At 68.6% G+C, this 24,715-nt stretch carries 31 protein-coding genes and 1 pseudogene; 17 read left to right on the top strand and 15 right to left on the bottom strand.

Translation table 11 applies throughout. The features are described 5' to 3' along the window. Positions 1-344: 344 nt before the first annotated feature. The 3 genes from ACIP5O_RS35165 to ACIP5O_RS35155 form a co-directional block, all read right to left on the bottom strand. Positions 345-971 carry a hypothetical protein gene (locus ACIP5O_RS35165; RefSeq protein WP_401301398.1) on the bottom strand — a complete coding sequence of 209 codons (627 nt, stop codon included), beginning with the start codon at positions 969-971 and terminating at the stop codon, positions 345-347. Positions 972-1,060: 89 nt separating this feature from the next. Beyond that, the gene (locus tag ACIP5O_RS35160) at positions 1,061-1,267 is read right to left on the bottom strand and encodes a hypothetical protein (RefSeq protein WP_401301395.1); all 207 of its coding nucleotides are present in this window, start codon (positions 1,265-1,267) and stop codon (positions 1,061-1,063) included. A 329-nt stretch (positions 1,268-1,596) separates the two neighbouring features. Continuing rightward, on the bottom strand, positions 1,597-2,325 hold the full coding sequence (locus tag ACIP5O_RS35155) for a hypothetical protein (RefSeq protein WP_401301392.1): 729 nt from the start codon (positions 2,323-2,325) through the stop codon (positions 1,597-1,599). 180 nt (positions 2,326-2,505) lie between these two features. Between ACIP5O_RS35155 and ACIP5O_RS35150 the strand changes: the two genes are divergently transcribed. The 4 genes and pseudogenes from ACIP5O_RS35150 to ACIP5O_RS35135 all read left to right on the top strand — a co-directional run. Beyond that, positions 2,506-3,447, top strand: a complete 942-nt coding sequence (locus ACIP5O_RS35150; protein ID WP_401301389.1) for a hypothetical protein — start codon at positions 2,506-2,508, stop codon at positions 3,445-3,447. A gap of 5 nt (positions 3,448-3,452) precedes the next feature. Beyond that, on the top strand, positions 3,453-4,559 hold the full coding sequence (locus tag ACIP5O_RS35145) for an integrase (protein WP_401301386.1): 1,107 nt from the start codon (positions 3,453-3,455) through the stop codon (positions 4,557-4,559). Between the two features lie 547 nt (positions 4,560-5,106). Continuing rightward, the gene (locus ACIP5O_RS35140; protein WP_401301384.1) at positions 5,107-5,373 is read left to right on the top strand and encodes a hypothetical protein; all 267 of its coding nucleotides are present in this window, start codon (positions 5,107-5,109) and stop codon (positions 5,371-5,373) included. 10 nt (positions 5,374-5,383) lie between these two features. Beyond that, positions 5,384-5,545, top strand: a pseudogene (locus ACIP5O_RS35135) (XRE family transcriptional regulator); the annotation flags it as partial. Here the strand turns inward: ACIP5O_RS35135 and ACIP5O_RS35130 are convergent. Further along, entirely contained in the window at positions 5,479-5,712 is a 234-nt protein-coding gene (locus tag ACIP5O_RS35130; RefSeq protein ID WP_401301408.1) for a hypothetical protein, read from the bottom strand. The pseudogene ACIP5O_RS35135 and the gene ACIP5O_RS35130 sit on opposite strands and share 67 nt — an antisense overlap. On the opposite strand from ACIP5O_RS35130, the gene ACIP5O_RS35125 reads away from it, so the two are divergent. Both ACIP5O_RS35125 and ACIP5O_RS35120 read left to right on the top strand, forming a co-directional pair. Next, positions 5,699-6,187 (top strand): hypothetical protein, encoded by a 489-nt coding sequence (locus tag ACIP5O_RS35125; RefSeq protein ID WP_401301406.1) that lies wholly within the window; start codon positions 5,699-5,701, stop codon positions 6,185-6,187. The genes ACIP5O_RS35130 and ACIP5O_RS35125 overlap by 14 nt on opposite strands. A gap of 279 nt (positions 6,188-6,466) precedes the next feature. Then, positions 6,467-7,240: a hypothetical protein gene (locus ACIP5O_RS35120; RefSeq protein WP_401301381.1), complete on the top strand. Its 774-nt coding sequence runs from the start codon at positions 6,467-6,469 to the stop codon at positions 7,238-7,240. A gap of 130 nt (positions 7,241-7,370) precedes the next feature. Here ACIP5O_RS35120 and ACIP5O_RS35115 read toward each other — a convergent pair whose 3' ends face one another. From ACIP5O_RS35115 to ACIP5O_RS35105, 3 genes are all read right to left on the bottom strand, one after another. Then, positions 7,371-7,550, bottom strand: coding sequence for a hypothetical protein (locus ACIP5O_RS35115; RefSeq protein WP_401301378.1), 180 nt, complete (start codon positions 7,548-7,550; stop codon positions 7,371-7,373). Further along, positions 7,547-8,299 (bottom strand): hypothetical protein, encoded by a 753-nt coding sequence (locus tag ACIP5O_RS35110; RefSeq protein WP_401301375.1) that lies wholly within the window; start codon positions 8,297-8,299, stop codon positions 7,547-7,549. Before ACIP5O_RS35110 ends, ACIP5O_RS35115 begins: the two co-directional genes overlap by 4 nt. A gap of 277 nt (positions 8,300-8,576) precedes the next feature. Next, the gene (locus tag ACIP5O_RS35105) at positions 8,577-9,080 is read right to left on the bottom strand and encodes a hypothetical protein (RefSeq protein WP_401301372.1); all 504 of its coding nucleotides are present in this window, start codon (positions 9,078-9,080) and stop codon (positions 8,577-8,579) included. 121 nt (positions 9,081-9,201) lie between these two features. On the opposite strand from ACIP5O_RS35105, the gene ACIP5O_RS35100 reads away from it, so the two are divergent. The 4 genes from ACIP5O_RS35100 to ACIP5O_RS35085 all read left to right on the top strand — a co-directional run bounded on the left by ACIP5O_RS35100 (position 9,202) and on the right by ACIP5O_RS35085 (position 12,304). Next, positions 9,202-10,317, top strand: a complete 1,116-nt coding sequence (locus ACIP5O_RS35100; protein ID WP_401301369.1) for a site-specific integrase — start codon at positions 9,202-9,204, stop codon at positions 10,315-10,317. Further along, entirely contained in the window at positions 10,314-10,799 is a 486-nt protein-coding gene (locus ACIP5O_RS35095; protein ID WP_401301366.1) for an endonuclease domain-containing protein, read from the top strand. Before ACIP5O_RS35100 ends, ACIP5O_RS35095 begins: the two co-directional genes overlap by 4 nt. Before the next feature lie 109 nt (positions 10,800-10,908). Beyond that, positions 10,909-11,613 (top strand): hypothetical protein, encoded by a 705-nt coding sequence (locus tag ACIP5O_RS35090; protein WP_401301363.1) that lies wholly within the window; start codon positions 10,909-10,911, stop codon positions 11,611-11,613. A 124-nt stretch (positions 11,614-11,737) separates the two neighbouring features. Then, entirely contained in the window at positions 11,738-12,304 is a 567-nt protein-coding gene (locus tag ACIP5O_RS35085; RefSeq protein WP_401301360.1) for a hypothetical protein, read from the top strand. 227 nt (positions 12,305-12,531) lie between these two features. On the opposite strand, the gene ACIP5O_RS35080 is transcribed toward ACIP5O_RS35085, so the two are convergent. Continuing rightward, positions 12,532-13,230 carry a hypothetical protein gene (locus ACIP5O_RS35080; protein ID WP_401301357.1) on the bottom strand — a complete coding sequence of 233 codons (699 nt, stop codon included), beginning with the start codon at positions 13,228-13,230 and terminating at the stop codon, positions 12,532-12,534. 522 nt (positions 13,231-13,752) lie between these two features. On the opposite strand from ACIP5O_RS35080, the gene ACIP5O_RS35075 reads away from it, so the two are divergent. From ACIP5O_RS35075 to ACIP5O_RS35045, 7 genes are all read left to right on the top strand, one after another. Next, positions 13,753-14,061, top strand: coding sequence for a hypothetical protein (locus ACIP5O_RS35075; RefSeq protein WP_401301354.1), 309 nt, complete (start codon positions 13,753-13,755; stop codon positions 14,059-14,061). Beyond that, the gene (locus tag ACIP5O_RS35070) at positions 14,058-14,537 is read left to right on the top strand and encodes a hypothetical protein (protein ID WP_401301351.1); all 480 of its coding nucleotides are present in this window, start codon (positions 14,058-14,060) and stop codon (positions 14,535-14,537) included. The genes ACIP5O_RS35075 and ACIP5O_RS35070 overlap by 4 nt, the downstream gene beginning before the upstream one ends. A gap of 166 nt (positions 14,538-14,703) precedes the next feature. Beyond that, complete coding sequence (locus tag ACIP5O_RS35065) at positions 14,704-15,081, top strand: hypothetical protein (protein WP_401301348.1); 378 nt, start codon at positions 14,704-14,706, stop codon at positions 15,079-15,081. A 428-nt stretch (positions 15,082-15,509) separates the two neighbouring features. Next, positions 15,510-15,989 carry a hypothetical protein gene (locus ACIP5O_RS35060; RefSeq protein WP_401301345.1) on the top strand — a complete coding sequence of 160 codons (480 nt, stop codon included), beginning with the start codon at positions 15,510-15,512 and terminating at the stop codon, positions 15,987-15,989. Between the two features lie 1,075 nt (positions 15,990-17,064). After that, positions 17,065-17,235 carry a hypothetical protein gene (locus tag ACIP5O_RS35055; RefSeq protein ID WP_401301343.1) on the top strand — a complete coding sequence of 57 codons (171 nt, stop codon included), beginning with the start codon at positions 17,065-17,067 and terminating at the stop codon, positions 17,233-17,235. Positions 17,236-17,422: 187 nt separating this feature from the next. Then, positions 17,423-17,659: a DUF397 domain-containing protein gene (locus ACIP5O_RS35050; protein ID WP_401301403.1), complete on the top strand. Its 237-nt coding sequence runs from the start codon at positions 17,423-17,425 to the stop codon at positions 17,657-17,659. Positions 17,660-17,743: 84 nt separating this feature from the next. Beyond that, on the top strand, positions 17,744-18,655 hold the full coding sequence (locus ACIP5O_RS35045) for a helix-turn-helix domain-containing protein (RefSeq protein WP_401301341.1): 912 nt from the start codon (positions 17,744-17,746) through the stop codon (positions 18,653-18,655). On the opposite strand, the gene ACIP5O_RS35040 is transcribed toward ACIP5O_RS35045, so the two are convergent. From ACIP5O_RS35040 to ACIP5O_RS35010, 7 genes are all read right to left on the bottom strand, one after another. Beyond that, entirely contained in the window at positions 18,652-19,470 is an 819-nt protein-coding gene (locus tag ACIP5O_RS35040; protein ID WP_401301338.1) for an SAM-dependent methyltransferase, read from the bottom strand. The genes ACIP5O_RS35045 and ACIP5O_RS35040 overlap by 4 nt on opposite strands. A gap of 181 nt (positions 19,471-19,651) precedes the next feature. Beyond that, a complete protein-coding gene (locus tag ACIP5O_RS35035; RefSeq protein ID WP_401301335.1) occupies positions 19,652-20,152 on the bottom strand; it encodes a hypothetical protein in 501 nt (166 codons plus the stop codon). Between the two features lie 153 nt (positions 20,153-20,305). Next, a complete protein-coding gene (locus ACIP5O_RS35030; protein ID WP_401301333.1) occupies positions 20,306-20,551 on the bottom strand; it encodes a hypothetical protein in 246 nt (81 codons plus the stop codon). Between the two features lie 335 nt (positions 20,552-20,886). Beyond that, the gene (locus tag ACIP5O_RS35025) at positions 20,887-21,501 is read right to left on the bottom strand and encodes a hypothetical protein (protein WP_401301330.1); all 615 of its coding nucleotides are present in this window, start codon (positions 21,499-21,501) and stop codon (positions 20,887-20,889) included. Positions 21,502-21,696: 195 nt separating this feature from the next. Continuing rightward, positions 21,697-23,049, bottom strand: coding sequence for a hypothetical protein (locus ACIP5O_RS35020; protein WP_401301328.1), 1,353 nt, complete (start codon positions 23,047-23,049; stop codon positions 21,697-21,699). Between the two features lie 280 nt (positions 23,050-23,329). Further along, positions 23,330-24,406: a response regulator gene (locus tag ACIP5O_RS35015; RefSeq protein WP_401301325.1), complete on the bottom strand. Its 1,077-nt coding sequence runs from the start codon at positions 24,404-24,406 to the stop codon at positions 23,330-23,332. Next, positions 24,399-24,656: a hypothetical protein gene (locus ACIP5O_RS35010; RefSeq protein WP_401301322.1), complete on the bottom strand. Its 258-nt coding sequence runs from the start codon at positions 24,654-24,656 to the stop codon at positions 24,399-24,401. Before ACIP5O_RS35010 ends, ACIP5O_RS35015 begins: the two co-directional genes overlap by 8 nt. Between the last annotated feature and the right edge of the window lie 59 nt (positions 24,657-24,715).

The following is a 24,715-nucleotide window of genomic DNA, read 5'->3' as shown; positions in this document are numbered from 1 at the left end:
GCACGGCGGCCGCCGTCTCCGGGATCGTCCCGGGCTCGACGAGCATCCGGCCGACGCGGGCGCGCAGCACCGCCTCCTGGTCGACCGGCTCGGGCACGATGTCGGGTACGGGCATGGTCCTGGTCCTCCGGTCGGTGGCGAGTGGGCAGCGGGGCCCGCCGTGAGCAACGAACTCCACGGCCACACGTGTTGGCCCCGTCATCGAAGAGACTGAGCGCGAAGCGGCAGGGGAGAGGGGCGACGGCTACTTCGCGCCGTGGGTCAGAGACAGGACGCCGGGTCGGCAGGGCCGCCCCGGCGTCACCGGCCGGGGCGGCCCTCGCCCTTCGGGCTCCGCAGCCGGGTCAGCTCTTCTTTACGTGGGCGGCGTCCACGCTGTCGTCGATGCTGTAGCGGACGCCGGTGGTCTGGCCGGACTCCGCGCCCGGGTCGAGCAGGTCCACGAACTCGACGAGCTTGTTGTAGAGGCGGCTGCAGCGGGCCGACGCCGCGACGTCGTCCTCCTGTACCCCCTCATGCAGCGCCTTCATTAGCTGGGCAAGGTTGTGGCCGGAGAGGATCACCTCCTGCATCCCGCTGCGGGCAAGGCCGTTGGCGACTTTCCGGATCCGCCCCTCGGGCAGGTTCGGGTCGACGGTGAAGCGCCCCACCTCCAGGATGCTGGGGGCGTGACTGGCGGTGTAGAGGCCCTGAGTGCTCTGGGTCCAGACCGGCTTCCACTGCCCGAAGGCGCGAACGGCCATGAAGGTCCAAGTGTCCTCGTGACAGACCAGGGTCAGGTACGAGACGCCGGTGGCCGCCCGGATGTTGTCGTTGTGCTCCTCCAGGCCGACGGCGTTCTCCGCGAGAACCTTCTGCCGCGCGGCGCGATCCTCCTCACGCCACCTCTTCTCCTGTTCCCACTGCTCCAGCTCGATCTGCCGCTTCATCGCCTGATTGGCCCGGTACTCCTCGCGCCACGTCTTGAGCACGCACCCTCCCCGATAGTTACTGAAAGTGATGCGAGTATGCCTTTGTGTATCTGTCGCTCGGTAGTGCGCCTTCGGCCGACGCGTTTGCGTCACTGCGCCTCCTCGTGGGGCCGAGATGCCGAACCGGCATGGCCGTCGCCCGGCGGCAGGGATTCGACGGCCGGGGCGTCCGGCCCGGTCCTGTCGGCGCGGCGGGCACGCAGCCGCCGGGCGGTCCAGGTGCCAGCGGCGATGACGAGGCCGGCGCACAGGCTCCCGAGGAACTCGGGCAGGGCGGAGAGAAGGATGTCGGGCACGGGGGCGTACGGCGCGCCGGGGGGCTCCGTCGCGCGCCGATTCCTCTCATGCTCAAGAAGACGTGGCAGTGCATTGACGGTCGGGAGCCGCGACCGCAGATCCGTGGAGGTCGCACGTGTCCGGTCTTCTCTTCCGGGCGCGTGCTCAGTGACCTTCCCCAATGCGATCAACATCCTTCCGGTCTCGGCCGCGTCGTGCACCCGTTTTCGCCGAATTGGCGTCTGTGGTCGTGCGACGGGCCCGCCGCAGGAAGCGGCGGGCCCGAACGAAGTGGCGCGGACGGCTAAGCGTGCTGCTCGGCAATCCTGCGGTAGACCTCCGCTTCCTCCTAGTGTCCCTTCGCCTCATGCAGGTGTTCCTCGGCCAGGGAGGGCTCGACGGACACCAGTTGGCGGTAGAGGTCGGAGATCTCCTGGTCGCACGCGGCCTTCGATTCCGCGGCGGTGGCCACCGCCGCGGAATCGCCTGCGGTTGCCGCCCGGCTCTTCTCTCCGGCTAGCTCGGAGGAGCGCTTGCGCAGAACGTCCAGTCGGGAGCGCAGGGCGGTGGCCCGGGCGCGCAGGGAGGCCTCGTACTCCTGGGAGCCGGGGAAGCGGATCGCGTCCAGGCCGGAGGTGACCGCGTCGGTCCGCTCCGGGACCAGCGTGCCGAACAGCGAGTCGAGCTCGGCGGCGACCTGCAGTGAGTCCTTCGGGCTGTTCTGGGGCAGTTCGGACCGGCCGGTGACCGACCAGATGCGTACGTCGTCGTACCACCGCTCGTGGGCGGCCTGGCGGGTGGTGCCGGCGGCCGCGCCGATCTGCTCCCAGGTGGTGCCGCGCTCGCGTTCCGCGACCACGGCGCTTTCGACGACCTGTTCGGCGCGCCGGAGGAGATCCAGGGCGGAGCGGAGCAGGTCTCCGGGAGCGGGGTCGGGGACGACGGGGACCTGGGCCAGGGCCTTCGTGGCGAGGAGGTAGGTGGTGGAGGCGTAGGAGAGGCGGGACTCGTCGCGGGGGGAGAGGCGGCGGCCGGGCGTCGTGTGCTCGGCGTCGGCGGGCAGGGTGGTGTCGGTCATGGCCGTCAAGCTAGCCCTGACAATTCCCGGTGTCAGGTTTCCCTTGACGGATCCGGCCATGATCGGAAAGGCGTCCGTGATTCGCGGACAAGCGTGATCGCGTCGGATAACCTCTCCTTATCCGACGCGATATCAGGCGCAAAACGGTTCATACGGGCATATGGCTCATAGAGGTAAGAAATGTCCAAGAAAACTGTCGACCACGACGACGTAAACACGCCGGTCGAGCGTCTCGTGATCAAGGACTCGGTGCAGCGCAAGCTCTTCATGCTCAGCGGCAACGAGTGCGCCTGGCCCGAATGCGGTGAGGTCCTAGCGCCGCCAGAAGGCGGCTGGTTCGGACAGATCGCACATATCCGCGCTGCCGAGACGAACGGACCGCGCTTCGACGGAACCATGACGAACAACCAGCGGCGTGAGTTCGGCAACCTCCTGCTGCTGTGCGCGAAGCACCACCGCCTCATCGACGACAACGAAACCTCGCACCGCTACCCCCGCGAAAACCTTGAAGAGATCAAGCGCAGGCACGAGAGCCGCTTCGAGCGCGCCCTGGAAGATCTCAGCCGCGCGGAAGAGCAGTACGTCGACCACACCGCAGCGGTCACCGCGGTGCACTGCTCGACGCTGGACGCCCTCGACTACAGCTTCCTCAACGCCGAGGAGGTGCAGACGGAGGTCGTGCGCTTCAACCGCATCGCCGACCACCTGGCCACGGCGACGCGCGCGGCCCGGCAACTGCTGTGCCTGGTGGTCGAGAACGAGTCCCAGATGGGTCTGGCGGAAGCGGCCCGGCGCGATCGATTCGGCAGCGAGCAGAAAGTGATAGACCTGGTTGCCGAGCTCTACCGGCTGGACCTCGCTTGCTTCGACCCCACGCCGCTGGACGAGCTGGATTACGGGCAGGTACCCGGGCGCATCGAGTCCATGGACGTCTTCCCCAACAACCGGGTCTTCCAGGGCATCCCGGTCTGGGAGGACGTGCGGGAGCTCAGATCAGACATCTTCAAGAAGCTGATCGTCGACCTCGACTTCTCGGTCCTGGATGAGCTGCCGGCCTGCGCCTCCGGTGCTCCCAAATCAGGCAGCGGCAAGGCGGCCGCTGCCGCTCAGGACAGCCGGTGACGATCATGGCCACGACCATCACCGGCGGTAGCGTGCCCAGGCCGGAGAGCGTCACGGCCCCCCTGAACGCGAAGGCTGCCGAACGCCAGGAGCTCATCGAGCGGTGGGCCGAACGCCACGGCGTCGACGTTGCCCGGCGGCTGGCCGAGGCCGAGGACCTGGCCGACGCAGTCGTCGCCGAGATCACCCCGGACAACACCGTCGACACCTACGACAAGAGCTGGCGGGTGTGGACCCGGTTCTGCGCCGCCACCGGTCTGCCGCAGCTGGAGGGCAGCCGGGGTGCGCTGGTGGCGTTCGTGACGTGGATGCTGTGCGAGGGCCAGCAGAATGGCAAGGGATACGCCCCCAGTTCAGCCTCCACCCATCTCGCGGCCGCCGTCGTCGGACTGCGCGAGCGCGGCGTGGCGGTGTCCGGCGACGACCAGGCCGAGGCCCGCACCGCCCTGGAGGGCCTGGCGGTGAAACTCCTGCAGGCCGGGGAGCGGCGCGGCCGCGGCCAGGCCGTCGGCGCCGACGTCGACGGCCTGCGCGCCATCGCCCGCGCCTGCCCCGACACCCTCACCGGCGAGAGGGACAAGGCTCTGATCCTCACCGGCTTCCGGTACGCCTCCCGCTCCCAGGACCCGGCCGGGCTCCTCACCGGTGACATCACCCTGCACCCGCGCGGCCTGCTCGTCGACGTCCTCACCGGCAAGACCAAGCACTCGGTGCGCACCGCGAAGATCCCCTACGACGACGACCTCGCCATCTGCCCGGTCCGCGCCTGGACCGCCTACCGCACCCGCTTGGTTGCCGAGCGCGGCGAGCAGTGGAACGACCCGACGACGCCGGCGTTCGTCGGAATCGACCGCTGGGGCCACGTCACCGGAGGCATGGGCCCGGACTCTGTCACCCGCGCCGTCAAACGGATCTCGATGCGGGCTGGGGTGCCGATGGCCTGGACCGGGCACTCCCTGCGCATCGGTCTGGCTTCCGTTGCCCGCCGCGTCGGCCGTGACTCCATCGCCATCGCCGACCAGGGCGGCTGGGCCCGGCACTCCCGCTCGATGCTCGGCTACATGCAGCGCGAGGACGGCTGGGATGACAACGCCGCTGCCGGTCTTACCTGACTGGCCCTGTCCGGCCGTGGTCAGGGAGGCCGGGCGAGTACGGCTGGAGGTCCGGTACGCATCTGCGTACCGGACCTCCAGCCGGTGGGCTCGCGCGTCAACACGAACCCGGAGTTCCCTGTTTGCGGTGGTTGGAGCCAGTGCGAACCAGGGGGCTACTGCACCCCGGTCACCGGGGTGCAGCAGCCTGCGGATCGTGGCAGCAGGGTTAGAACAGTGCAAGCGGGATTGGCGCGGCTGCGCATCAAAACGCCGATAGCACAGCCAGTCGAGGGTTTCCCCGCTTCACTGCCGCTGCGCAGGTCAGACCGGTGCGAAGGATCACCGATCGCTCACTTCGATCTTGGTATCACTTTGCAGTCCTCGTGTGCACCGATGCATCAACCCTCCCGAGGGAGACCGCCCCCACCACGGGACCTGCCAACATCTTCTTCACGCACCGCGTTCGGAGCAGCGTCAACTGTTCTAGGTGCGTAACCCGGTTGGAGCCAGTACCAGTTCGGTCCGGCGGCTTGGAGGCCGCCGGACCACCCTTCACACCCAGGGGGTGTTCTTCATGACCTGCGCGTCATGTGTGTCCGCGGCGTCCGTTCGCGCGCAGCTTTCTTTTCCCGAGGCGAGCGTGGTGATCGTCGTCGTGGTGATCGCCTCGGCGCTGGTTTCACTCGGCAGGATGAGCGCGGGTGAGGTCCTCCAGCTCGTTGCTGGCGCGGGGCTGCTGGCGGCTCTGGTCGTCGCCGTGGTCAACGGGGCCCCTGCGCGCGCGGCCCGGGCCGTGCTCCAGGCTGCTTCCGGTCCGGCGCCCGCCCTCTGAGCGGACGGTCGTGGGGCGTCCCGAGCGTCCGGTGACGACCAGTAACAGGGCTCTGGCCGACCTCGCGCGCTGGCTGCGGGAGCAGCGCGCGAGGTCGGGCCGGACCTACCGGGAGCTGGCCACCAGGACGAAGTGCACGGCGACGACGTTGCAGCGGGCGGCATCGGGAGACTCGGTGCCGACGCGTACGACGGTGCTGTCGTACGCCAGGACGTGCGACGCGTCGTCGGAGACGGCGCTGGTGCTGTGGAAGGCGGCCCGGCACGAGGCGGTGGTCGGCAGGCGCCGCAGGCGTCCTGCGCCGAAGCCGGAGGCGATCTGGGATGTGCCGGAGCTCATCGAGGCGCTGGTGGACCTGTATCGGCGGGCCGGGTCGCCGTCGGTGCGGCTGATGGAGGCACGGGCCGGCGGCTACGGGGTGCTGCCGCGCAGTGCGGCGCACCGGATCGTGACCCGGCAGCTCATTCCGCGGAGCCGGAACCAGTTCGTCGGGTTCCTGATGGCATGCGAGGTTCCCGAGGCTGACTGGGACGTCTGGACCACAGCGTGGAGCCGGGCGCTGCGGCCTCGTCCGGAGGAGAGAGACATCGTCATTGACGGCAAGGCCATTGAGGTGAAGGACATGCACACGTCCCCGTGGTTTGACGCGCCGGTCCCGCCCCCCAGGCCGCTCGTCCGCCAAGCGGCGGGGAGGAGGCTCCCGCAGCGGGACGGGCGGGTCCGGCGGCACGAGCCCACACAGTCTTTCCTGATTCCCCCCTCCGAGCTGCCCTGGGAGGAGCAGGAGCTCCCCGGGCTGGAGATCGAACTTTAAGGAAGGTCTGGGGTTCCGACGGCTTGGACTGGGTGCTTCCTGCGCATCGGCCTGGCCTCCGTCGCCCGCCACGTCGGCCGCGACTCCATCGCCATCGCCGACCAGGGCGGCTGAGCCCGCCACGATGCTCGGCTACATGCAGCGGGAAGACGGCTGGGAGGCCAACACAACCACCGGGCCTACGCTCGGAACCCCAACTCGGCCTCGACTTCCAGCGGTGGCGCATTCGACTCGGAGGAAGCGCCTGAACTTGTCCGACCTGCGGACTAGCGTCCTCCCATGGATGCAGGAGATTGGATCGCTGTCGGTTCGGCAGGAGTAGCGGTATGCGCGGCGTTTGTCAGTTGGCGGCAGGTCGCGCACGCCAAGGGCCAGGCGCAATCCGCTGAACGGCAGGTCGTCATTGCTCAGCAGCAGCTTGAGCACGGGGAGAGGGTGTACCGGGAGCAGAACGAGCCGTACGTTGTGGTCGACATCCAGCCGGGAGGCCTTGGCTCGGGAGTTCTCGTGGTTGTCGTGGAGAACATCGGGTCGACTATCGCCCGCAATGTGCAGATTACGGCTGATCCCCCACTCGAATCGGGCTGGGGCGATGACCTGACGCAGATGCTGCAGCGGGCGCTCTCCCGGAGCTTTCCCATGCTCCCGCCCGGCCGCCGCCTGGAGTTCCTCCTCGACGAGCAGGACCGCTTCCAGAACACCGACCTGCCCACGGCCTACACCTTCACCGTTCGTTGTGAAGGTCCGTACGGCCCGATGGAGGATCTGGAGTACGTCGTTGACTTCGGCACTTACGCCGAGACGCTACTCGCCAGCCGCCCTCTGAAGAGAGTGGAAGACAGGCTCGGAAAGATCCACGGAGAACTCAAGGAGCTGACCACTGCCTACTCGAGGAGTCATGCCCCGGCCATCAGAGAGGAGAACGAACGCCGTCTCCGCCAGCATCGTGAACGGATGGCCGCTCTCTCTGATACCGAGGCGACGGTGGACTCCAGCGTCGAGGGCCAAGAGAACAGCGGCGAGCCGATGCCGACCGAATCTGCGGGCGACTGACCTGCTCAGGCCGGCGGCACCCTCCGGGTGGCGCCGGGCGAGCCTGGCGGCCCATCTCCCAGGCCACGGCCGTCAGGGAGACGGGGATGCTGGTCCCGCATTCGCAGGTACGCGGGACCAGCACCCTTGATCAGGGGGATGTCGGCCCGTTGCCGCCGGTGTTCATCAACACGTACAGCAGCGTGACGACACCGGCGGCCACGAGCAGGGCGACGCCGACGGCCGGGTGCACGTATGCGATGTATGCGACGAAGGCGCCGGCGAGCAGCAACAGGAGGATGTGGGAGGGCAGCGGGCTGGAGTTGTTCATCGGGCCACCGCCGAGGAGGTCGAGGGGCGCACGACGAGCCCGGCTGCAGCAAGCTCATGGGCCCGGCCGCGCAGGCGACTCAGGTGGCGCTCGATCGATTTTCTGCTTTTTCCGCCCAGCCGCTGTCCGATCTCCTCCTGGGTGGCGTCCGTCGTGAGCATCAGCTCGCAGATCGCCCGTGCCTCCCACGAGGCTCCAGCGAGGATCAGGTTGAGGGACTCACGCAGGATCGTTCTCTTCTCCGGACCGAGCTCCCTGCTTTCCCGGTCCATGCCGAGGATCGTCCGCAGCTCTCGCCGGTACGGCCCCGCCCACCTGCGGTAGGCGTCCCGGAAGCGATGAAGACACTGGCCGATGAAGAGGGTGCGGATGCTCGCCCCCTTCTCCGGCTTCCAGAAGCCCGCCTCCAGCAGCTTGATGAACTCCTCGACGGCTGCCTCGACGCAGCGCGCGGCGATGTCTTCCCGTAGGTCCGCCCGCCGCCGGAGTTCCTCCACCTCGGACGGGTGTGCCGTGAAGATGACTTGCTGGGCGTAGCACCGCGCATAGATCGTGCCGTCTCGCATCCAGGCCCGCACCGTGTTCCACCCATACCGCCACAAGTCATCACGGAACAACTCGAAGTGCCTTCCGGCGAACCGTTCTGCGACGAGCAGTTCATGCAGCCTCCGGTCGGCGGCCAGCCGCTCCGGGTCGGCCGTCTTCCGTCGACCCCAGACAGAGGATGGGGCAGGTGCTCGAGGGCTCATGGGCGCACTCCATCTCGTACACGAAGTTTTAGTGCCCTCTCTTAAGCAGCAAACAATCAGTCGTCCCCCTCGCGATCTGAAATCACGCGGCATGAATCTTTGCGACGGGCCAGCGGAGTTCGAGGGCAGGAATCTGCGGTGCCTGGATCCCCTGAAGCGCGGACGGCGAGGACGAGTCGTCCGCCCCCCCCGGATGACTCGCGGGCCGGCCGTGCCTGAGCATCACGAAGGGCGCCCGCGTGCGGGCGCCCTTCGTGATCGGTCCTGGCGGTGGCGGTTACCAGTCGCGGGAGGTGTTGTTGATGGCCATGCGGAACACGCTGGTGAGGTGGTCGGGCATCCGGTAGCCGACCACCTTGCCGAAGCCGGGGCCCTGGGCCTGGATAGGCGCCTCCATGCCGTGAGGCCACCAGCCTTCCCGGACGCCGCGGTCGAGGATGCGCTTCAGGGCCGCGCTGTGGCCGCGCAGGCTGCTGTCCTCGCCGTCTCGCAGGTCGTCGGCGCTGACATAGCCATCCCGGGTCGCGGCTTCTTTCAGGATGCGCTGGGCGCGGTCCGGCAGGGCGAGGTAGTAGCGCCGGGCGCGCTCGCGGTCCCAGGTGGTGTCGACCTCCACGTAGGCGGCGTGTTCCGCCAGGAGCGCCAGGAGGCGCTCCTGGAACTCCGGGGTCGGCTGGTCGACCGTGACGGTGATCTTGATGGCGCACTCCCGGTTTGATTGAACGTGGATAGATGTCGTTCTTACGAAGATGACGGTAGGGCGGGCTTGCTCTTCAGTCAACGGTCTATCCGCGTTAGTTATAACGAGCGCGAAGGGGTTGGGTGTCGCTTCCCAGAAGGGGTTGCTCCTTTCTGACTCTTGATAATGTTCCTTCTCAAGAGTCAGAAGCGAGGGGAAGTACATGAGTTCAGCGGGCCGAGCACTGGCCGTCCCGGCGGCCTCCGACATCGTCGACGCGGAACTCGTGAACGGCGACGAGACCGCCGCCTCCGGGGTGGACGTCCGTACCGCGCGGGACCGGCACCTGTCCGCCGAGACCGTTGCCGCCATCGAGGCGAGCGCGGCCGCCTCCACCCGCCGCGCGTACGCCGCGGACCGCGAGGCGTACCTCGCCTGGTGCCGCCAGGAGGACCGCACGGTCGTCCCGGCCTCCGCCGAGACGATGGCGGAGTGGGTGCGGCACCTGACCGTCACCCCCCGGCCCCGCACGGACCGCCCCGCCGGACCCTTGACCATCGAGCGCGCCATGTCCGCCGTGACCACCTGGCACCTCGAACAGGGCCACGCCAAGCCGAACATGCGCGGCGCCCGCGCCGTCCTCAACGCCTACAAGGACCGGCTCGCCGAGCAGAAGGACGAGGCCGCCCGGGCGCGGCAGGCGACCGCGGCCCTGCCCGCGCAGATCCGCGCCATGCTCGCCGGCACCAACCGCACCACCCTCGCCGGTCGGCGCAACGCCGCCCTGGTGCTCCTCGGCTTCGCCACCGCCGCCCGCGTCTCCGAACTCGTTTCCCTCGACCTCGCCGACGTCACCGGGGCCGAACATGGCTACGACGTGACCCTGTACCGCAAGAAGGTCCGCAAGCACACCACCAACGCGATCCTGTACGGCACCGATCCCGCCACCTGCCCGGTCCGCGCCCTGCGTACCTACCTCACTGCCCTCGCGGAAGCCGGACGCCATGACGGCCCCCTCTTCGTCCGCGTCGACCGCTGGGACCGCCTCGCCCCGTCCCTCACCCGGCACGGCCGGACGATCGGCGACCCGGCGGGACGGATAACCGCCGAGGCCGCCGCCGAGGTGATCGGGCGCCTGGCCGACGCCGCCGGCCTGACCGGCGACTGGTCCGGCCACTCCCTGCGCCGCGGCTTCGCCACCGCCGCCCGCGCCGCCGGACACGACCCGCTGGAGATCGCCCGCACGGGCGGCTGGGCCGACGGCTCCCGCGTCCTGGCCCGCTACATGGAGGATGTCGACCGCGTGAAGAACAGTCCGCTCGTCGGCATCGGACTGTGAGCGGCCCGGAGCGGGACGCTCGTGCCGGTGAACCCGCTTGCTGGTCCTGGTCCGCCACGCGGCCGGGGCGCGACGACGTCCGCCGCCGGTTCTGGGACGGCATCGACACCACCGGCTACAGCGAGAAGACCCTGGAACTCCTGCGCGAGACGGCAGATGCCCTGGCGGACGTCAACCGCCAGGTCCTGGCGACCTGGCAGGACGGCCTTTGCGCCGTCTGCGGACAGAACGGCCGTCGTCTCGTCTTCGACCACGATCATGAGACGGGTCTTGTCCGCGGCTGGCTCTGCAGCTCCTGCAACATCCGCGAGGGCGCCGCTGTCGGTCCGGGCAGCGTCTTCGCCTTGTATCGCCAGCGACCGCCTACGGCGATCCTCAGCCTGACGATCCGCTACCGCGACCCGCTCACCGGTCGGCTCGCGACACCCGCCCCGCCCAGGATCAATGGCTGGGACGACAGCGCCTCCGCCGGACTTGCCTGACATCTTGGGACCCGCTCGACCGACTTGAGGCACTTTCGCACCCGACGCGATAGAAACGTTCGGCGGCGTCCGGTCACTCTGGTCGCCGAAGGATAGGGAGGGAACACCTATGGCCACCGAGCCCGTGCGCTACGCCGTCGACATCACCCAGGACGACGTGGACGCGATCACCGACTTCCTCTTGGACCTGCTCAATAGCCAGTCCCTGAGGGTCGGCACCGAGGAGTACCGGACTAACGCCGCCCTGCGCACCATCGTGCCCGGCTTCGCTGGCTCCCTCCGCCACGAGTTCGGCGCCGACGTCGTGGCTGCCGCGCAGGAGGACCCTTTGAAGGGCCTGCGGCGCATCCAGAACATTTCCACTACATGGAACGATCTCGTCGCCGTCGCCTCCCATTGGGGGGACAACGAGGCGTTCGACACCACGCGCTGGCGCAGGGTTCGCTTCTACGACGCCGAGAACGAAGAGCAGTTCCGGCAGTGGGAGGCTGAGGAGAAGGCGTCGGCGGCCGAGACAGCGGCCTTCGTCTCCGAATATCGCGTCCCCGGCCCCCGGCGCGGAGGCCAGGCCGTCGGCGAGTTCGTTGTCGCCCGTGACCCCGACAACCCCGAGCAGTGGGCTGTGTTCGAGGGGAGTGCCCAGTCCCGCCACTGGGATGGCAGCGCCTGGCAGCATGCTCGCTTCACCGGAACCAGCCCCTACATGTTCGGTCGGGCGACGGCCTTGGCCGTGGCGCACCAGCACGCTGGCCGGGACGACGAGATGGAATCAGCGGTGGCCGAGGACGACAACGCCTCCGCCGGCCTCGCCTGACACAGCGCACCCCCGCCCCGCCCGGACCCGTTAGACCCAGCGGCTCGGCCGGGGCGGATGCATGTCCGCGGCCCTCACCAGCCGGGCCCGTTCTCCAGCCGGACCACGAAGGAGCGGACCGCAAGTGCAGCGCATGCATGCCGTCATCGTTATCACCCACAGCATCGTCCGGAAGCGCGGGAAGGTCAGCTCCGTATCCCTCTACACCGCTCACTGCCCGGCCCTCGGGCTCACTGGCACGGGCGCCGACACCCCGCAGGACGCCGTACGCCGCCTCACGGAGTCGATCACGGCCGACGCCGTGGCCGCGCTCCAGGACTGTGTGCCCGACGAGCTGGTCGTCACTCTGCCGGTGCAGCTCACGTTGGCCGACGAGGAGGACGGCCCCGCGATCGAGTGGGGCGACGTCGACGAGGCCGACTTCACCTGCGTCCGCGCCCTGGGCAACAACGAGCCCACCATTGGCGCCGTGCTGCGGCTCCTGAAGGGGACGGAGCGCGAGGTGTTCCTCGGCGAGGTCTACCGGGCGACGCTGGGCGATCAGCTCACCCAGGTGCTGACCCGCTGGTGGGTCCACGCGTTGCTCGGCCGGTACAAGGTCCCGGTGGCGACCGTCGCGAACATGCGGCTGATCGAACTTCCCCCGCAGCGCGACCCTTCGACCGAGGCCGGCACCTGTCGGACCTATTAGGTCTGACAGGGCCAACCAGGGCGGTTGTGCCGCCGCTACCGCCCTGCGGCGGCCGCACAGGCGGCCGAGCAGAACTGCGGAGGCACCTTCGGTCCCGCGCCGATCTGAAGCGCCGCACCACAGGCACAGCGTCCGCCGGCGACCTTCTGGATGCGTGTACGAGCGGCCTCGGCCACCCGCATCAGCCGGAAGTACTCAGTGTCCATCGCGTACTGCACGGCCACGGCCTACTCGCCGAAGTGCACGACGTCGACCATGTCCGGCCGCTCGTAGGCCGCCTCGATCAGCGCGGCTTGGACCGGGAAGAAGGCGCACTGGGCGACGGCAGCCGCGATGAGGTGGTCGCCCTCCTCGCCCAGCGGCACGGCGGCGGGGCTCCGGACGCTGAACTCCTCGTGCTGGGCGTTCCCCCACTCCGCGGCCATCTCGACGAGCTCGTCCTCGGACCGCTCGGCGAGGTGCCGGGAGGCGCAGTAGGGGATCGAGTGCGCCGAGACCGGACTGAGTTCGCAGCCGGGGACGCGGCAGTGCTCGGTGACGTAGTCGTCCTGGGTCAGGACCATCTCGAAGCGGCGGCCGTCGCACGCCACGATCAGCGAGTGGAAGCCGTTCCGGGACTCCAGCTCCAGCTCGGTGGACCTGCTCGCGGGTGCCAGCAGACCGAGAAGCAGCAGGACGGCCGAGTACGGCACGGGCCCGCCCAGCGGGGCGAAGTCGAACATCTCCGGTGCCCACTCGGGGTCGACGACCGGGTTCTCGCCGGTCCAGTCCGGCGCGGTCCCGCAGGCGGTGAGCAGATACCCCAGGGTGAACGGCCCGGGCCGGCTTCCGGCCTGGGTCTTGCAGAGCTCGGCGGTGTACTTGCCCCCGGTCTCGCGCTGGGCCTGGCGGGCGCGCTGGGCGGCGGTGTTCTGGTGACGCGGCATCGGTCTTCTCCGGACTCGACGGGCATACCCACGCCGCCCGTCGACGAAGAGGAACGGCGTCGGGGCGACGCGGGCCCCGTAGGACCTTGGCCGATCGCGGGACGACGGCGTGGGCGTCGGCCTGCGGCGGGTGGCGGTGCGCGTCCAGCCGACGGCACCGTAGCGCAATGTTGAGTTCCGTCGCGCAGGGATGGGCTCGGTAGCAGCCCCGATGCCCTGGCCGGACGCGGTCGGTCAGGGCGGCGGCCACGCTGGGCGGCCCGGTGTAGTGCGTTACGAAATAACTGACACAACGTGTAGCACCCCAATGACCTGCGGTTTCAAGGGGTTTGACGGGGGCAGCGGCCTGTGGGATCCTGGGGTCGCGGGCGCACCAGTGCGCCCGTTTCGCGTTTCAGGCTCTCCTTCTCAACGAGAAGCGGGGGCCTTTCGCATTTCAGCCGAGCCCCCGGACTCATCCCGGGGGCTTTTTTCGTACCCGGAGGCTCCGTACACGTGATGACTGCCCTCGCTCATGGCGCCGTGCTCGACGTACCCGTCTGGCTGGCCGTATGCGCACTGGCCGCGCTGCTCTGCATCCTGTTCCTCTTGGGCACCTTTGCCGTGATGACCCTGCGCCGCGCCGATGAACGGGATATCCCCGAGGCGCTGCTCGGGCTCAGCCACGTCATCTCCGCCATGTGTGGGCTGCTGCCGTGGGGCAAGCCCACTCCGCCGCCCGCCCTCCCCGAGAAGGTGACGAGCGAGGCAGAGCCGCCGGCCACACCGACCGTCGTTCTGGTCCGCGAGCAGCCTGCGGCCCCGGTTGTCCTGCCGAGGGATCCGCGGTGAGCCAGCGCTGGCGAACCACCGCCGCGTCGAGCCGGCCCTGGGTCGAGCGCACCGATCTGATCGCCGAGACGCTGCGCACCATGAAGCGGAACTACGCGATCGCCTTCCTGGCCAGGATCCTCTACAACGCCTCGGACGAGCTCATCGCCGAGAAGCTTCACGTGTCCCCGGAAGAGGCTGCCTCCTTTTGCCGCATCGGCCACTCCTCGCTCCGGCACCCGTCCCGGTCCCAGGGGCTGAGGGACGTCTTCGACGACACCGGGGAAGGAGCGCTCGTCATCGACAGGGGGCTGCGCGACCTCATCCGTTCCTGGTGCCTGGAAGAAATGTTCGCCCCCCTGTGCGGCCAGTGCGAACACCCCATGGAGAGCCCGGGCTCCCTGTACGGGACCGTGGGGCGGCCCAGGCGGTACTGCTCGAACGCCTGTCGGCAAAAGGCATACCGGGCACGGCACCGAACGGGTTCCTTGCCATGAGGCAGCGGCGTTGCTTGCAGCGGATGGGGAGACGGGTACGGAGGGGCTGCGCTCGTAGACGGACCGGCCCGTTTCCTCAGTGGCCGCGCAGCGGTTGTTGTATCGACGGTGTGCCCGGAAGGTCGACCGGGCCGCTGTGTGAGACTCGTCGTCGATCTTTCCGGGTATGTCGTCGAGGAGCCCCGTGGAGCTGGTGGAGCGGGCGCTGCCCGCAGTCGAGGAGCACGCCGACCAGGCCGCCGAGAGCGCCTGCCTGCTCGCGGACGCGGTGAGCGCCGGCGGCTGGAGCGCGGTGGCCGCCGACGACGCCCTCACCGCGATCGAGACCCTGGCCGAGGCGCTGGGCGGGATCGGCCCGGAGCTCCAGGACGTCCTCGCCGCGGCGACGGCGGCGGCCTCCACCGCCCGGCGCCGTCTGGGCCTGCCGGTGGACACCGAGCCGGAGCCGACCGCCGCGGGGGCGGTCCCCGGCCCGCGTGCCGGACGCAGGCCCCGCCGGCGCGGCCTCGGCCCCGGCTTCAAGGGCATCCGTACGGACCGCTGACGGTCGCGCACGACGGCGGACCCCTATTGGGCCTGTTGGGGCTAACAGGTCTCACAGGGGCCCGCCTGCGGATATGTCGCCAGGTCTGTCGCCGGGCCTGTCAGACCGCGCCGGTGGCTGCTGGGGGCCTTCGCCGGCCCCCAAACCCCCGCTGCCCCGGCATTCCGCAGCGCGGGCCGGTATCGCTCGGGTCGGGCGCCGTTCGCGCTGCGGAATGCCGGGGAGGCGTCGTCCGTCCGCGCTATGGTGGGGGCGGCCGCACCGCGTCGGCCTGACTCCGAGCCGGGCCCGCCCACGCCGGGACGGCGCCGAGGACAAGGGGCTTCAAGCCTCACGCGACGTCAGCACCGCCCCGAAGGGCTTCTTGTGGTCCACCGACGCCACGGCGGCCGACGCGTGGGGCCCGCCGCCGGGAGAGCGACCGGTTCATGACCACCGACAAGCACGACAAGCGCGCCGCCCGCGAACTCGCCGCGCGCGAGGGCATCTCGTACACCGCCGCCCGCCGGCGCCTCACCGCCGCGAAGGCCGCCGTCGGCGACCACCCGGACGAGACGTCGGCCCCGGCGGCCACGGAGGCACCCCGGTACCGGGTGAAGGAGTCCACCCGGCTCTACGCGGAGGAGTTGCGCAGTACCCCAGGCACCGCGTCGGCGGACGGGCACACCGGGTGGGAGTGCGACGAGGGCGCCTCGCTGATCGTGGAGGCGTCCACCCCCGGGCCCGGGAAGCTCGGCACGCACCACGGCGTCATCTACGCGTGCGCCGCTCACCGGGACGCGGCCGTGGAGCGCATCACGGGCGGCGGGTACGACGCGTCGTCCTTGGAGGGGAAGGCGAACATTGCCGAGCAACCCCCGCGGGCGCGGGGACGACGCGGTAGCGGGTCCAGAGGAACCCGACCGTGACGTCGTCCCCGCGCCCGCGGGGGTTGCTCCCGCTCGCGACGGTCCGGGCCTCTTCCTCCGCCATCGTCCCCGCGCCTGCGGGGGTTGCTCGCGGGACGAGCTCGGCGAGGGCGCCGTGGTGGAGTCGTATGAGGTGAAGCTCGGTGAGCGGTAGCGGCGATTTGTGCGCCGAAGACGCCGGCCCGGGAAGGGCGGTGAGTGGGGTCCCGAGGAGCTCGTGCTTCTCGAGTCCCTCTGCCTCCAGTGCGGCCGGTCCGGCGGCCTGAGCACTGGAGGTTGTCTCCGTCTCGTTCGCGTACGGCCTCCCGAGAATGGGCTCGCCGTGCCGCCGACGGCCTGTGTCTTCAGCACGGCACTCGTCCGGGCCCGTCCTGCCGCTGCGTCGACTGCGACCTCGAGACCGCTGACGCCCGGCCCGCCGACGTTCCGGTCCGGCGGACTGTGGGGGCCTGGAGCGGGGGGCGTGCGGCAACTGCGGTGTGCTGGTCTTCATGACCGGCCGCGCCATGGACGACGGCCTGTGCAGGCCCTGTCGCGAGGAACTCCATCGAGGTCTCGCCTCCGCGCCCCGGGCCGTCGTGGCCGTTCCGGTGCCCGCTCAGCCCCGTGCCGCGGCGCCTGCTCTGGCCGAGCCGGTGGAGCCGATCGAGGAGACCGGGCCGAGGGTCTGCCAGGGCCAGGAAGGCGGTGCGCCGTGGACGTGCGAAGTCTTGCCGCGCGCCGGTTCTGCCGGCGGCACGTGGTCCAGGGGATTGCCTGGGTGGTGGCCTGATGACCAGTATCCTGCAGCCCTCCGGCGTCGATTTTCCCCGCCAGGCCCTTTTCGCCGCTTGCGAAGCGGCGGGCCGTCACCGTGGTCCGCGACGGGCGCGTCCCGCTCGATCTCAGTCAGGCGATCGGGCTGATGATGGTCGAGCGCGGCCTGGTCGCCCCGGCCGGCGGCGGCAGCGTCTTGGCCTAGTGGGAGACCGTCCTCATCGCGGCCGCTTCCGAACTCGTGGGCCATGTGGGGGCCGCGGGGTTGGAGGAGGGGTCCGGGCGCCTGGACGTCGTTCCCGACGTTCCCGCGTACGGCGTGAAGGTCCGCTGGATCGCACCGGCGCTCGTCGCGGCCGCCAACGAGGCGGTGCTCAACGCGAACGTCCGGGCCGTGCGCGTGCTGGGCTCGGTGCGCAGCGGGCCGCTGACCTTATCAGTCTTGCTGATGAATACATCGCTTGGGGGCGCTGTCAAGTTTCTTGCGTAATCACTCGAAGGTGTGCGGCAGTGTTCGAATAATGCGGCGTCTGTTTCCAGTACGGTGATCCCATGCAATTGCGTGATGGGATTGCATGACGGGATTGCATAACGCTTCTGCCTGCCGATTTGTCGCCGCCCAGCGGCGAAAGGTCAGCAGATCAGCTAAACACAACAATCTATGTGGAGGTGTGAGCATGCAGGAATATTCGAACGGCAGCCCCGCCGCTTCGATCGATGCGGCGTGGACGAAGAGCAGGAAGAGCACGGCGAACGGTCAGTGCGTTGAACTGGCCTCACTCCCGGGCGGTAAGGTGGCCGTACGGAACTCCACCGATCCGGCCGGTCCCGCGCTCATCTTCGAGCCCGCCGAGTTCGATGCCTTCCTGGACGGAGCGAGGAACAGGGAGTTCGATCACCTGATCGCCCGTTAATCCATCGGGGGGAATTCTGTTTGTAGGACATGCGGGCTTTCGGTATGCGATGATGCGCCATGAACAATCGCGATTGGAGTCCGCGTGTCCTACATTCCTGACGGCCCTGTCCCCCTTTTCGGGGCTCCGGAGCCGGCAGAGGTCGTGCCGACCATGGCCGGGCTGATGCTCGGTCTGGAGCTCCGCGAACTACGCGGGGAGCGGCGGCTCGGCGTCATCGCCAAGGCCATCAACGCGTCCGTCTCCAAGGTCAGCCGGATGGAGCGCGCCGAGAGTCCGCCGGACCTCCGGGATGTCCGGGAGCTCACCCGGTACCACGGTGTCAGCCAGGAGAAGGAGCAGTTTCTTCTCGGGCTTGCCCAGCGGGCTACCGAGCCGGAGTGGTTCGAGGGGAAGTTCTCGGACTGCGCCACGCAGTGGATGAAGCGCCTGATGGGGCTGGAAGCGCAGTGCGCGGTGCTGATGACGTTCGAGGCGTTCATCGTTCCTGGGCTGCTGCAGACCGACGAGTACGCACGGCACATCATTCACGGAGGCCTGGCCGAGGAGGAGCGGACGCCGTTGGCGATCTCTCAGCGAACCGAGTTGAGAGCGGAGCGCCAGAGACGGTTCTTCGCCAATCCTGAGCGGCCTCGCGCGTCGTTCCTGCTCGATGAGAGCATCTTGTACCGGCTGGTCGGTTGCGACACTGTGATGCACGCTCAGGTCCAGAAGCTCCTGGACCTGATGGAAGATCCGCGGGTGAACATTCGTATTGTCCCGTTCACCGGCAAGGTTGTCTCCAACCATGGCTCTATGACGCATCTTCGGTTCGATGAAGGACGGCTTCCTCCGATTGTCTACGTGGAGGGCAACGACAACGCGGACTACCACATGCTGACCAAGGATGTGGAGCGCCACGTGGAACTGCTGCTGCGGCTGAGCAAGGAGTCCGCGGTGTCGAGGCGGGAGACGAAGGTTCTGCTGCGGCGTGCGCTGGAGCGTTATCCCGTCTAGGGGGTCGGCTGATGCGGGATCTCAGCCAGTCCGCCGTAGTCGGTCCATTCGATGCTGCGCTGGTGCTGCTGCAGATCGGAGTTGGGACGCCAGTCTGTGACGTCGACGAGCCCGGGAGGTTCGACGACTTGGAGGCCGTCGAAGAACTGCTTCACTTCGTGCCTCTCCCGGACGCGCCCCCAGTGGCCCTGGGTCTGTGTCAGCATCAGGTCCGTCACTTCTCGGCGAAGATCTGGGTCGTCACTGACCAGTTGGCAGACCACGATGAAACTTCCCGGTTTCAGCTTCCTGGCGACACGGCGGACGATGCCGGCCGGGTCGTCCTCGTCCTTGACGCAGTGCAGGACAGAAATGAACAGGGCGGCCGTCGGTTCCGTCAGGTCGATGAGGCGGCTGAAGTCTTCATGCTCGAACACTGTTTCCGGTTCGGTCATGTCCGCCTGGATGATCGCGGTGCGGTCGTTCTCATCGAGTATCGACCGTCCATGGGCCATGACGATCGGATCGTTGTCGATGTAGACGACGCGCGCATCTTTGTGGATTTTCTGTGCCACATGGTGCACATTGTTCGCGGTGGGAAGTCCGGAGCCGAAATCGATGAATTGCTTGATGTCGTATTCGGCAGCCAGTGTGCGGACTACCCTTTCCAGAAACCACCGGTTGTTGCGGGCTAGTTCCTTCGTGGTGGGTGCGTGCTGCAGCAGTTCTTCGCAGGCCAATCGGTCGGCTTCATAGTTGTAATTTCCCCCGAGCAGCCAGTCGTACATTCTTGCCGCACTGGGGGTGGACAGGTCAATAGGTCTGTTTTCAGCCAACGGGCATACCCCTCCTGGTCGAGCCCCGATCTCTCCAGGGATTAAGAGGACATCGTAGGAGGGCATGCCGATATGCACCACCACTAGACGACGTGGTGGTGGCGCGGGGGGTGGCGCGACGATGGCGCGGACGTGGCGTTTCACCACGTCCGGGCCGCCGCAGATTACTTTCTGTTACCTACTAATGAGGGATGCCCTCCTTCAACTGTTCGAGCACCCATGAGGGCAGGAGCCGTTCGGCTGTGCGCAGCCCCACCTCGGCGAAGGGGACGTCGACTCCCAGCAGATCAGCTGCGGCGGTGTTGGGTAGCCGAAGGCAGAGCCTCAGGACTGCGATGTCCGCGGCCTGGGCCGGGCAGTACTCGTAGAGACGGTCGGTGAGGCTGTTGGGGCTCGTGCGCAGTGCTGCGATCCGCTCCTGCAGAACGCACCATGCCGATGCGGCCGGTTTCCGTTGTCTCAGCATCGCCGGCCACCCCGCGCCGATGGCGTGCATGGCGGAGGCAACTGCCATCTCTGCTGTGGTCGCCGTCTCCAGACGGGCGTAGGCGTAGCGGTGATAGTGGTGTGCGTTCAACTGGAGAAAGGCGGAGTAACCAAGATCGTCGGTGGCGCGTGCAGGGCGGAAGCGCCTGCCACTGCCGAAGACATGCCGTCCCGCTACGTCCTTGGCGTCCGCCACGTTTCGGTAACGGGGGTTGAGAAGACCACTTCGCTGTGCTTCCTGCACTGTTGCCCTCGATCCGTCTTCGCTGGGGGCCCGGTCGCTATTTCTTGAGCGACGCCCCGCAAACATGGCGGCGTCCCGGCCCGCGGTGAACGGGCCGGGATTCCTTCAGCAACAGCGCAGTTGCACGGTGAGTTCCCAGGAGAAGCTGCCGGGGAGGCGTTCGACAAGCCAGCCCAGCACGCCCTCAAGGGAGGAAATTCCCATGGCATATGCCACAGTAAACACGCCCATAAGCGTCACACTTACGAGTGCTCCACTTCCAGGAATCACCCCGCCGGTAAAATTGAAACTGATACCGTGCAATTGCTCGGAGGGAAGCCGAAGGCTCCCTCGGCGAATCGGGTCGAGCATTCAGGTTCCTCACTTGATCTTTCGCACCCCGGGATTCGGCTGCCACCGTTTCCTGGGGCGGGCTCGCACGCTGCGTAGCGAAAACGACAGTACCGCCGGTGATCAGCAGAACCGCTCAAAAGGACGCCTCGTGCAAAGTCAGATTGTCGGAGGCCCTCCAAAAGGACAAGGTAGAGTACTGCTGATCGAAATTACGAACAAAATTTCGATCACTTGATGTGCGTGACACCGGACCTTCTCGGGCCGGACACCTCGATGTTTTCGTAACAGGAGATCCCCTCCCGCCGGACAGCCCACAGTCGACTGCGACATCCAGCTCTCCGAAGACGGGACTGTCAGTTCACGGGGTGGGCGGCGAGGTACTGCTGGTCGGCGTTGCGTACGCGCTGCTGCTCCCGGGCGCGGCGCCGGTGCTGGAGGAAGCCGTGCAGCAGGCCGATGACGACGAAAACGGCCACGCTCAGGACGGAGAGCCAGCCGATCACGGACGCCTCGGCCCAGGTGCCGTCGACCGCAGGAGCGGAGTGCGTCTCGATGTACCTGCCGACGACGAGCACTTCGACGGCCGTGAAAGGGGTCCCGGCGGCGCTCCACAAGCCCGTCAGGGCCCACGGGCTCCACAGGTTGCGCTCGACCGGCAGCCCGAGCCCGCTGTGCACCGCCCGCGTCTGGGTATCACTGCGGCGTGCCGCCACCCACCCGGCTGTCACGGAGCCGGCGGAGCCCACGAGCAGCAGCCCCGCGAGGCCTTCGAAGAAGGACTGCGCGCCGTCCGGTACGGCCCGAGCCGTTGCCATGACCGGAAAGGCCGTCACGGCCAAAGCCCCTGCCAACACCTTCCACTTCGAGGACCACACCTGGTCAGCACCGCTGCGCCACTGCTTGACGCACCGCACCGTCACCGCGACCGCGCCCGCCCAGAGCACCGCGCACCACACCACTGCCCCCATGAAGGGGCTCCCCTTCCTCAGATCCTTGATACGGCCCCGGCCGAAGGTGGAGCCGTCGGTCTCCTCGCGTGAGCGCCGTCCGGCCTGCCGACGGCAGCTCGGCAGGCCGGACGGTAAACGGCGGCCGCCGCGTCCGTGCTGCGTCAGGCCGGGTGAGCGTCCTCGCGGGCCGGACGCCGTCGCACCTGCCTTTTTCTACGCTCCCCAGCCGAGCCGCGTCCCGGTCCCACCGTTCTCGCCGTCCTGGTCGTCGCCGTCGGTGTCCGGCTCGGGGGTGACGCGGTCGTCGAGGGCGATGGTGACACGCTCGCCCTCGCCGGGGCCAAGACGGGTCAGGCGCTGCTCGATCCGCTCGTAGAGCGTGGCGGCGAGTTCGTGGTCGCCGCTGCCGTCGGGGGCGGAGCTGGTGACGGTGTGCAGGCTAATCAGCAGGGCGATCAGGGAGCGGCCGGACAGGGGAGCGAAGACGCGCTCGTCGGACTCTTCGGTGACGCGGGGCGGGACGCGGAAGTGGGGGTGGCCGGCGGTGCGGGTGGTGAGGAACTCCCAGGTGTCGCGGTGGCAGCGCAGGTCGGCGGAGGAGATGCGGGCTGCGGTCCGCAGCAGGGCGGTGTGCTCTTTGCTCACCTCGGCCGGCTCGGAGGTTTCGGCGGGGCGGGCCTGGAGCTCGTCGACGGCCGTACGTAGCCCGGCGATCTCCTGTGCGAGGGAGGCGAAGCCGGCGCGGGCCGCCTCCAGCACGGTGGCGAGTTCTTCCCGGACCTGGCCAACGGCCTCGCGGACCGTTTCACGCAGCTGCTCGGCACTGTCCGGCTGCTCTTCGGCCGTGGTGGCCGGAGTGGTGAGCTGCTCGACGAGGGGAGTGAGCTCCTGGGCAAGAACCTCGCGGACAGCCTGGCGCACGGACTCCTCCGACAGCGCCGAAGTGGCCGCCTCCGGCGCGGTCTCGACCGCCGGTTCCTCCCCGGCCGGGCCGCCGTCCGGCTCCTGCGCCTCGGCCGCGCCGACGGTCTGCGCCCCGGGCTCCCGCCCGCCGTCGGCCTCCGGCCCGGACACGGGTACGGGCGCGGGCGCCGGCACCGAGAGGGAGCCGATGGTGAGGTCTTCGTAGTTGGGGCCGCGCTGGGCGGGGATCGCCGACTGCAGAGGCGTGCTCGGGCCTTCGGGGCCGCTGAAGACGGCGGGTGTACCGGGCGCGAACGGAGGCGGCGGGGTGAGGGTGAGGCCGTTGAGGCGGTTGAGGGTGGTGCGCAGCTCGGTCAGCTCGGCGCGCAGCAGGCCGGTGACCTCCTCGGTCTTGCTGGCGAAGAGGTCGCCGGAGGCGGGCTTGACCGCCCTGTTGACGTCCCTGCGCAGCAGGTTGACCTCGTCGAAGACCTGGGTGAGCCCTTCCGTGACGGCCCGGGAGGTGGCCGCCTGGGCGTCGCGACCGGATTCGTCGATCTTCTCAAGGCTCTCGGTAAGGGCTTCGCGCAGGCCCTGGTCCCCGTGCAGGACGGCGTTGTGCAGCATGGAGACCATTTCGGCGAAACCGGAGTTCCGGGCCATCTCTCCCTAAAATGTCGCTCTAAGTAGTTGATCACTTCCGCTGCGTATGGTGCCCGAGAGGGGAGACCACCCGGGGCGTAACCGGCCAACTGCTCTCCGGAAAGGGGAGATTGGCTACTCCAGTACTACGAGGTGGCCGGTTCCCTGCCCTCCGGCAGGGCCCACTGCCTTCCCGCCGACCAGCCGGTCATCGGTAAAGCCCTGGCTCCTGGAGGAAATTTTCTCCAGGTTCAGGTCCAGTTCGAGGCCGGCTCGGGCCCTCGTTGTGCGGATTGAGGGGTTATGGAGTGTGCCGCTCCAGATAGATGGAGGTGAACACTGCGACTTTGGCGCGCAGGGCCCAGGGATCGAAGGGCTTGCTGATGTAGTCGACGGCGCCGGCGGAGTACCCGCGTGCGGAGTGCGCGGAGTCCACGCCCATGGCGGTCAGGAAGATGATGGGGACGTCACGGGTCCTCGGGCGGCGTTTAATGTGGGCGCAGGTCTCGTAGCCGTCCATCTCCGGCATCTGCACGTCCATGATGATGACGGCGAAGTCGTCGTGGTCGAGCAGGGCCTTCAGGGCTTCCCGGCCGGAGGAGACGGTGACGAGTTCCTGGTCGAGCGTCGCCAGGACTGCGGTCATGGCGAGCAGGTTGTCGGGCTGATCGTCGACAACCAGGATCTTGGGCATGCTCTGCGGAGCGGGGGGCAGCGCCGTCGTTGCAGCCTGTTCGACGGCGTCCAGTTGCCGTTCGAGGAGATCACAGCGGCCTTCCGCCGCCGCGCGCTGAGCCTGTGCCTCTTGCAGGGCAGCTCCGAGCCGCTCGACTTCCCTCTGTAGCTCATTGCGTTCCTGGATCAGGCCGGAGACGTCCGGGTGGGCCGCCGCGAGCTCGTCGGCACGCTTGCGTTCGGCGACGCGGTCGACTTCCAGCTGGTTGAGCCGTGTCTCCAGGTCGGCGATACGTTCTGTCCGGTCCAGCAGCGCGTCTCCCAGGACGTCCCCGCGGACGCTGGAGCGCCGCGATACCCGGTCGGCGTCGGCCAGCTGCTGCTCCAGGATCTCCACCGCGTGCTTTGGGGAGGAGGCAGCATCCACGGCCGAGCCGTACAGGCCGCGTACGAACTCGATGGCCTCGGTGGTGACCGCGGTGCCACGGTGCTCGGCGACATCCGCGAAGAGGTCGCTGATCACCTGCCAGGGAGGTAACCGAGTGCCGTTCAGGTACCGCGAGACCGTCCCCGGATCCAGCCGGCGCCGGGCCGCATACCGCCGCACCGACACCTTCAGGCCCTCGAACAACTCACGCAACGCCTCGGCCAGCGCCCTCGAGGCATCGTTGAGGTCATCCCCCAGAGGCCGCAACTCACCCATTGTTCTCTCCCCGAGCCGTGTCCGTCGGCACGGCGGCGGAAGGTTGAACCGTCCTGTCCTCGGTGCTGATCAAACCGTTGAAGAAGGGCACGGCCAGTCCCGCAGCTGCAAGGCCCGCGAGCAGACTGCGCGCGGCGCCCTCCCCGGCGATGGCCGTCAGCCCGCCGGCCACCACGCCCGCAAGCACGGCGAGCAGGAACACCAGGGTCGATCTCAGCGACAGCAGAGGACGGTCCACCGTGCTCTCCATTCTTCCAACCCACCTGGAAACGGCTGGGCTTGCCACCCGTTCGGCGGATTGCCGAGCGG

Origin of the sequence: Streptomyces sp. NPDC088915, from assembly GCF_044749825.1 — a bacterium.
GTDB lineage: Bacteria > Actinomycetota > Actinomycetes > Streptomycetales > Streptomycetaceae > Streptomyces.
Note: the sequence above shows the minus strand (reverse complement) of the source record. Positions and strands in the feature narration are given on the sequence as shown.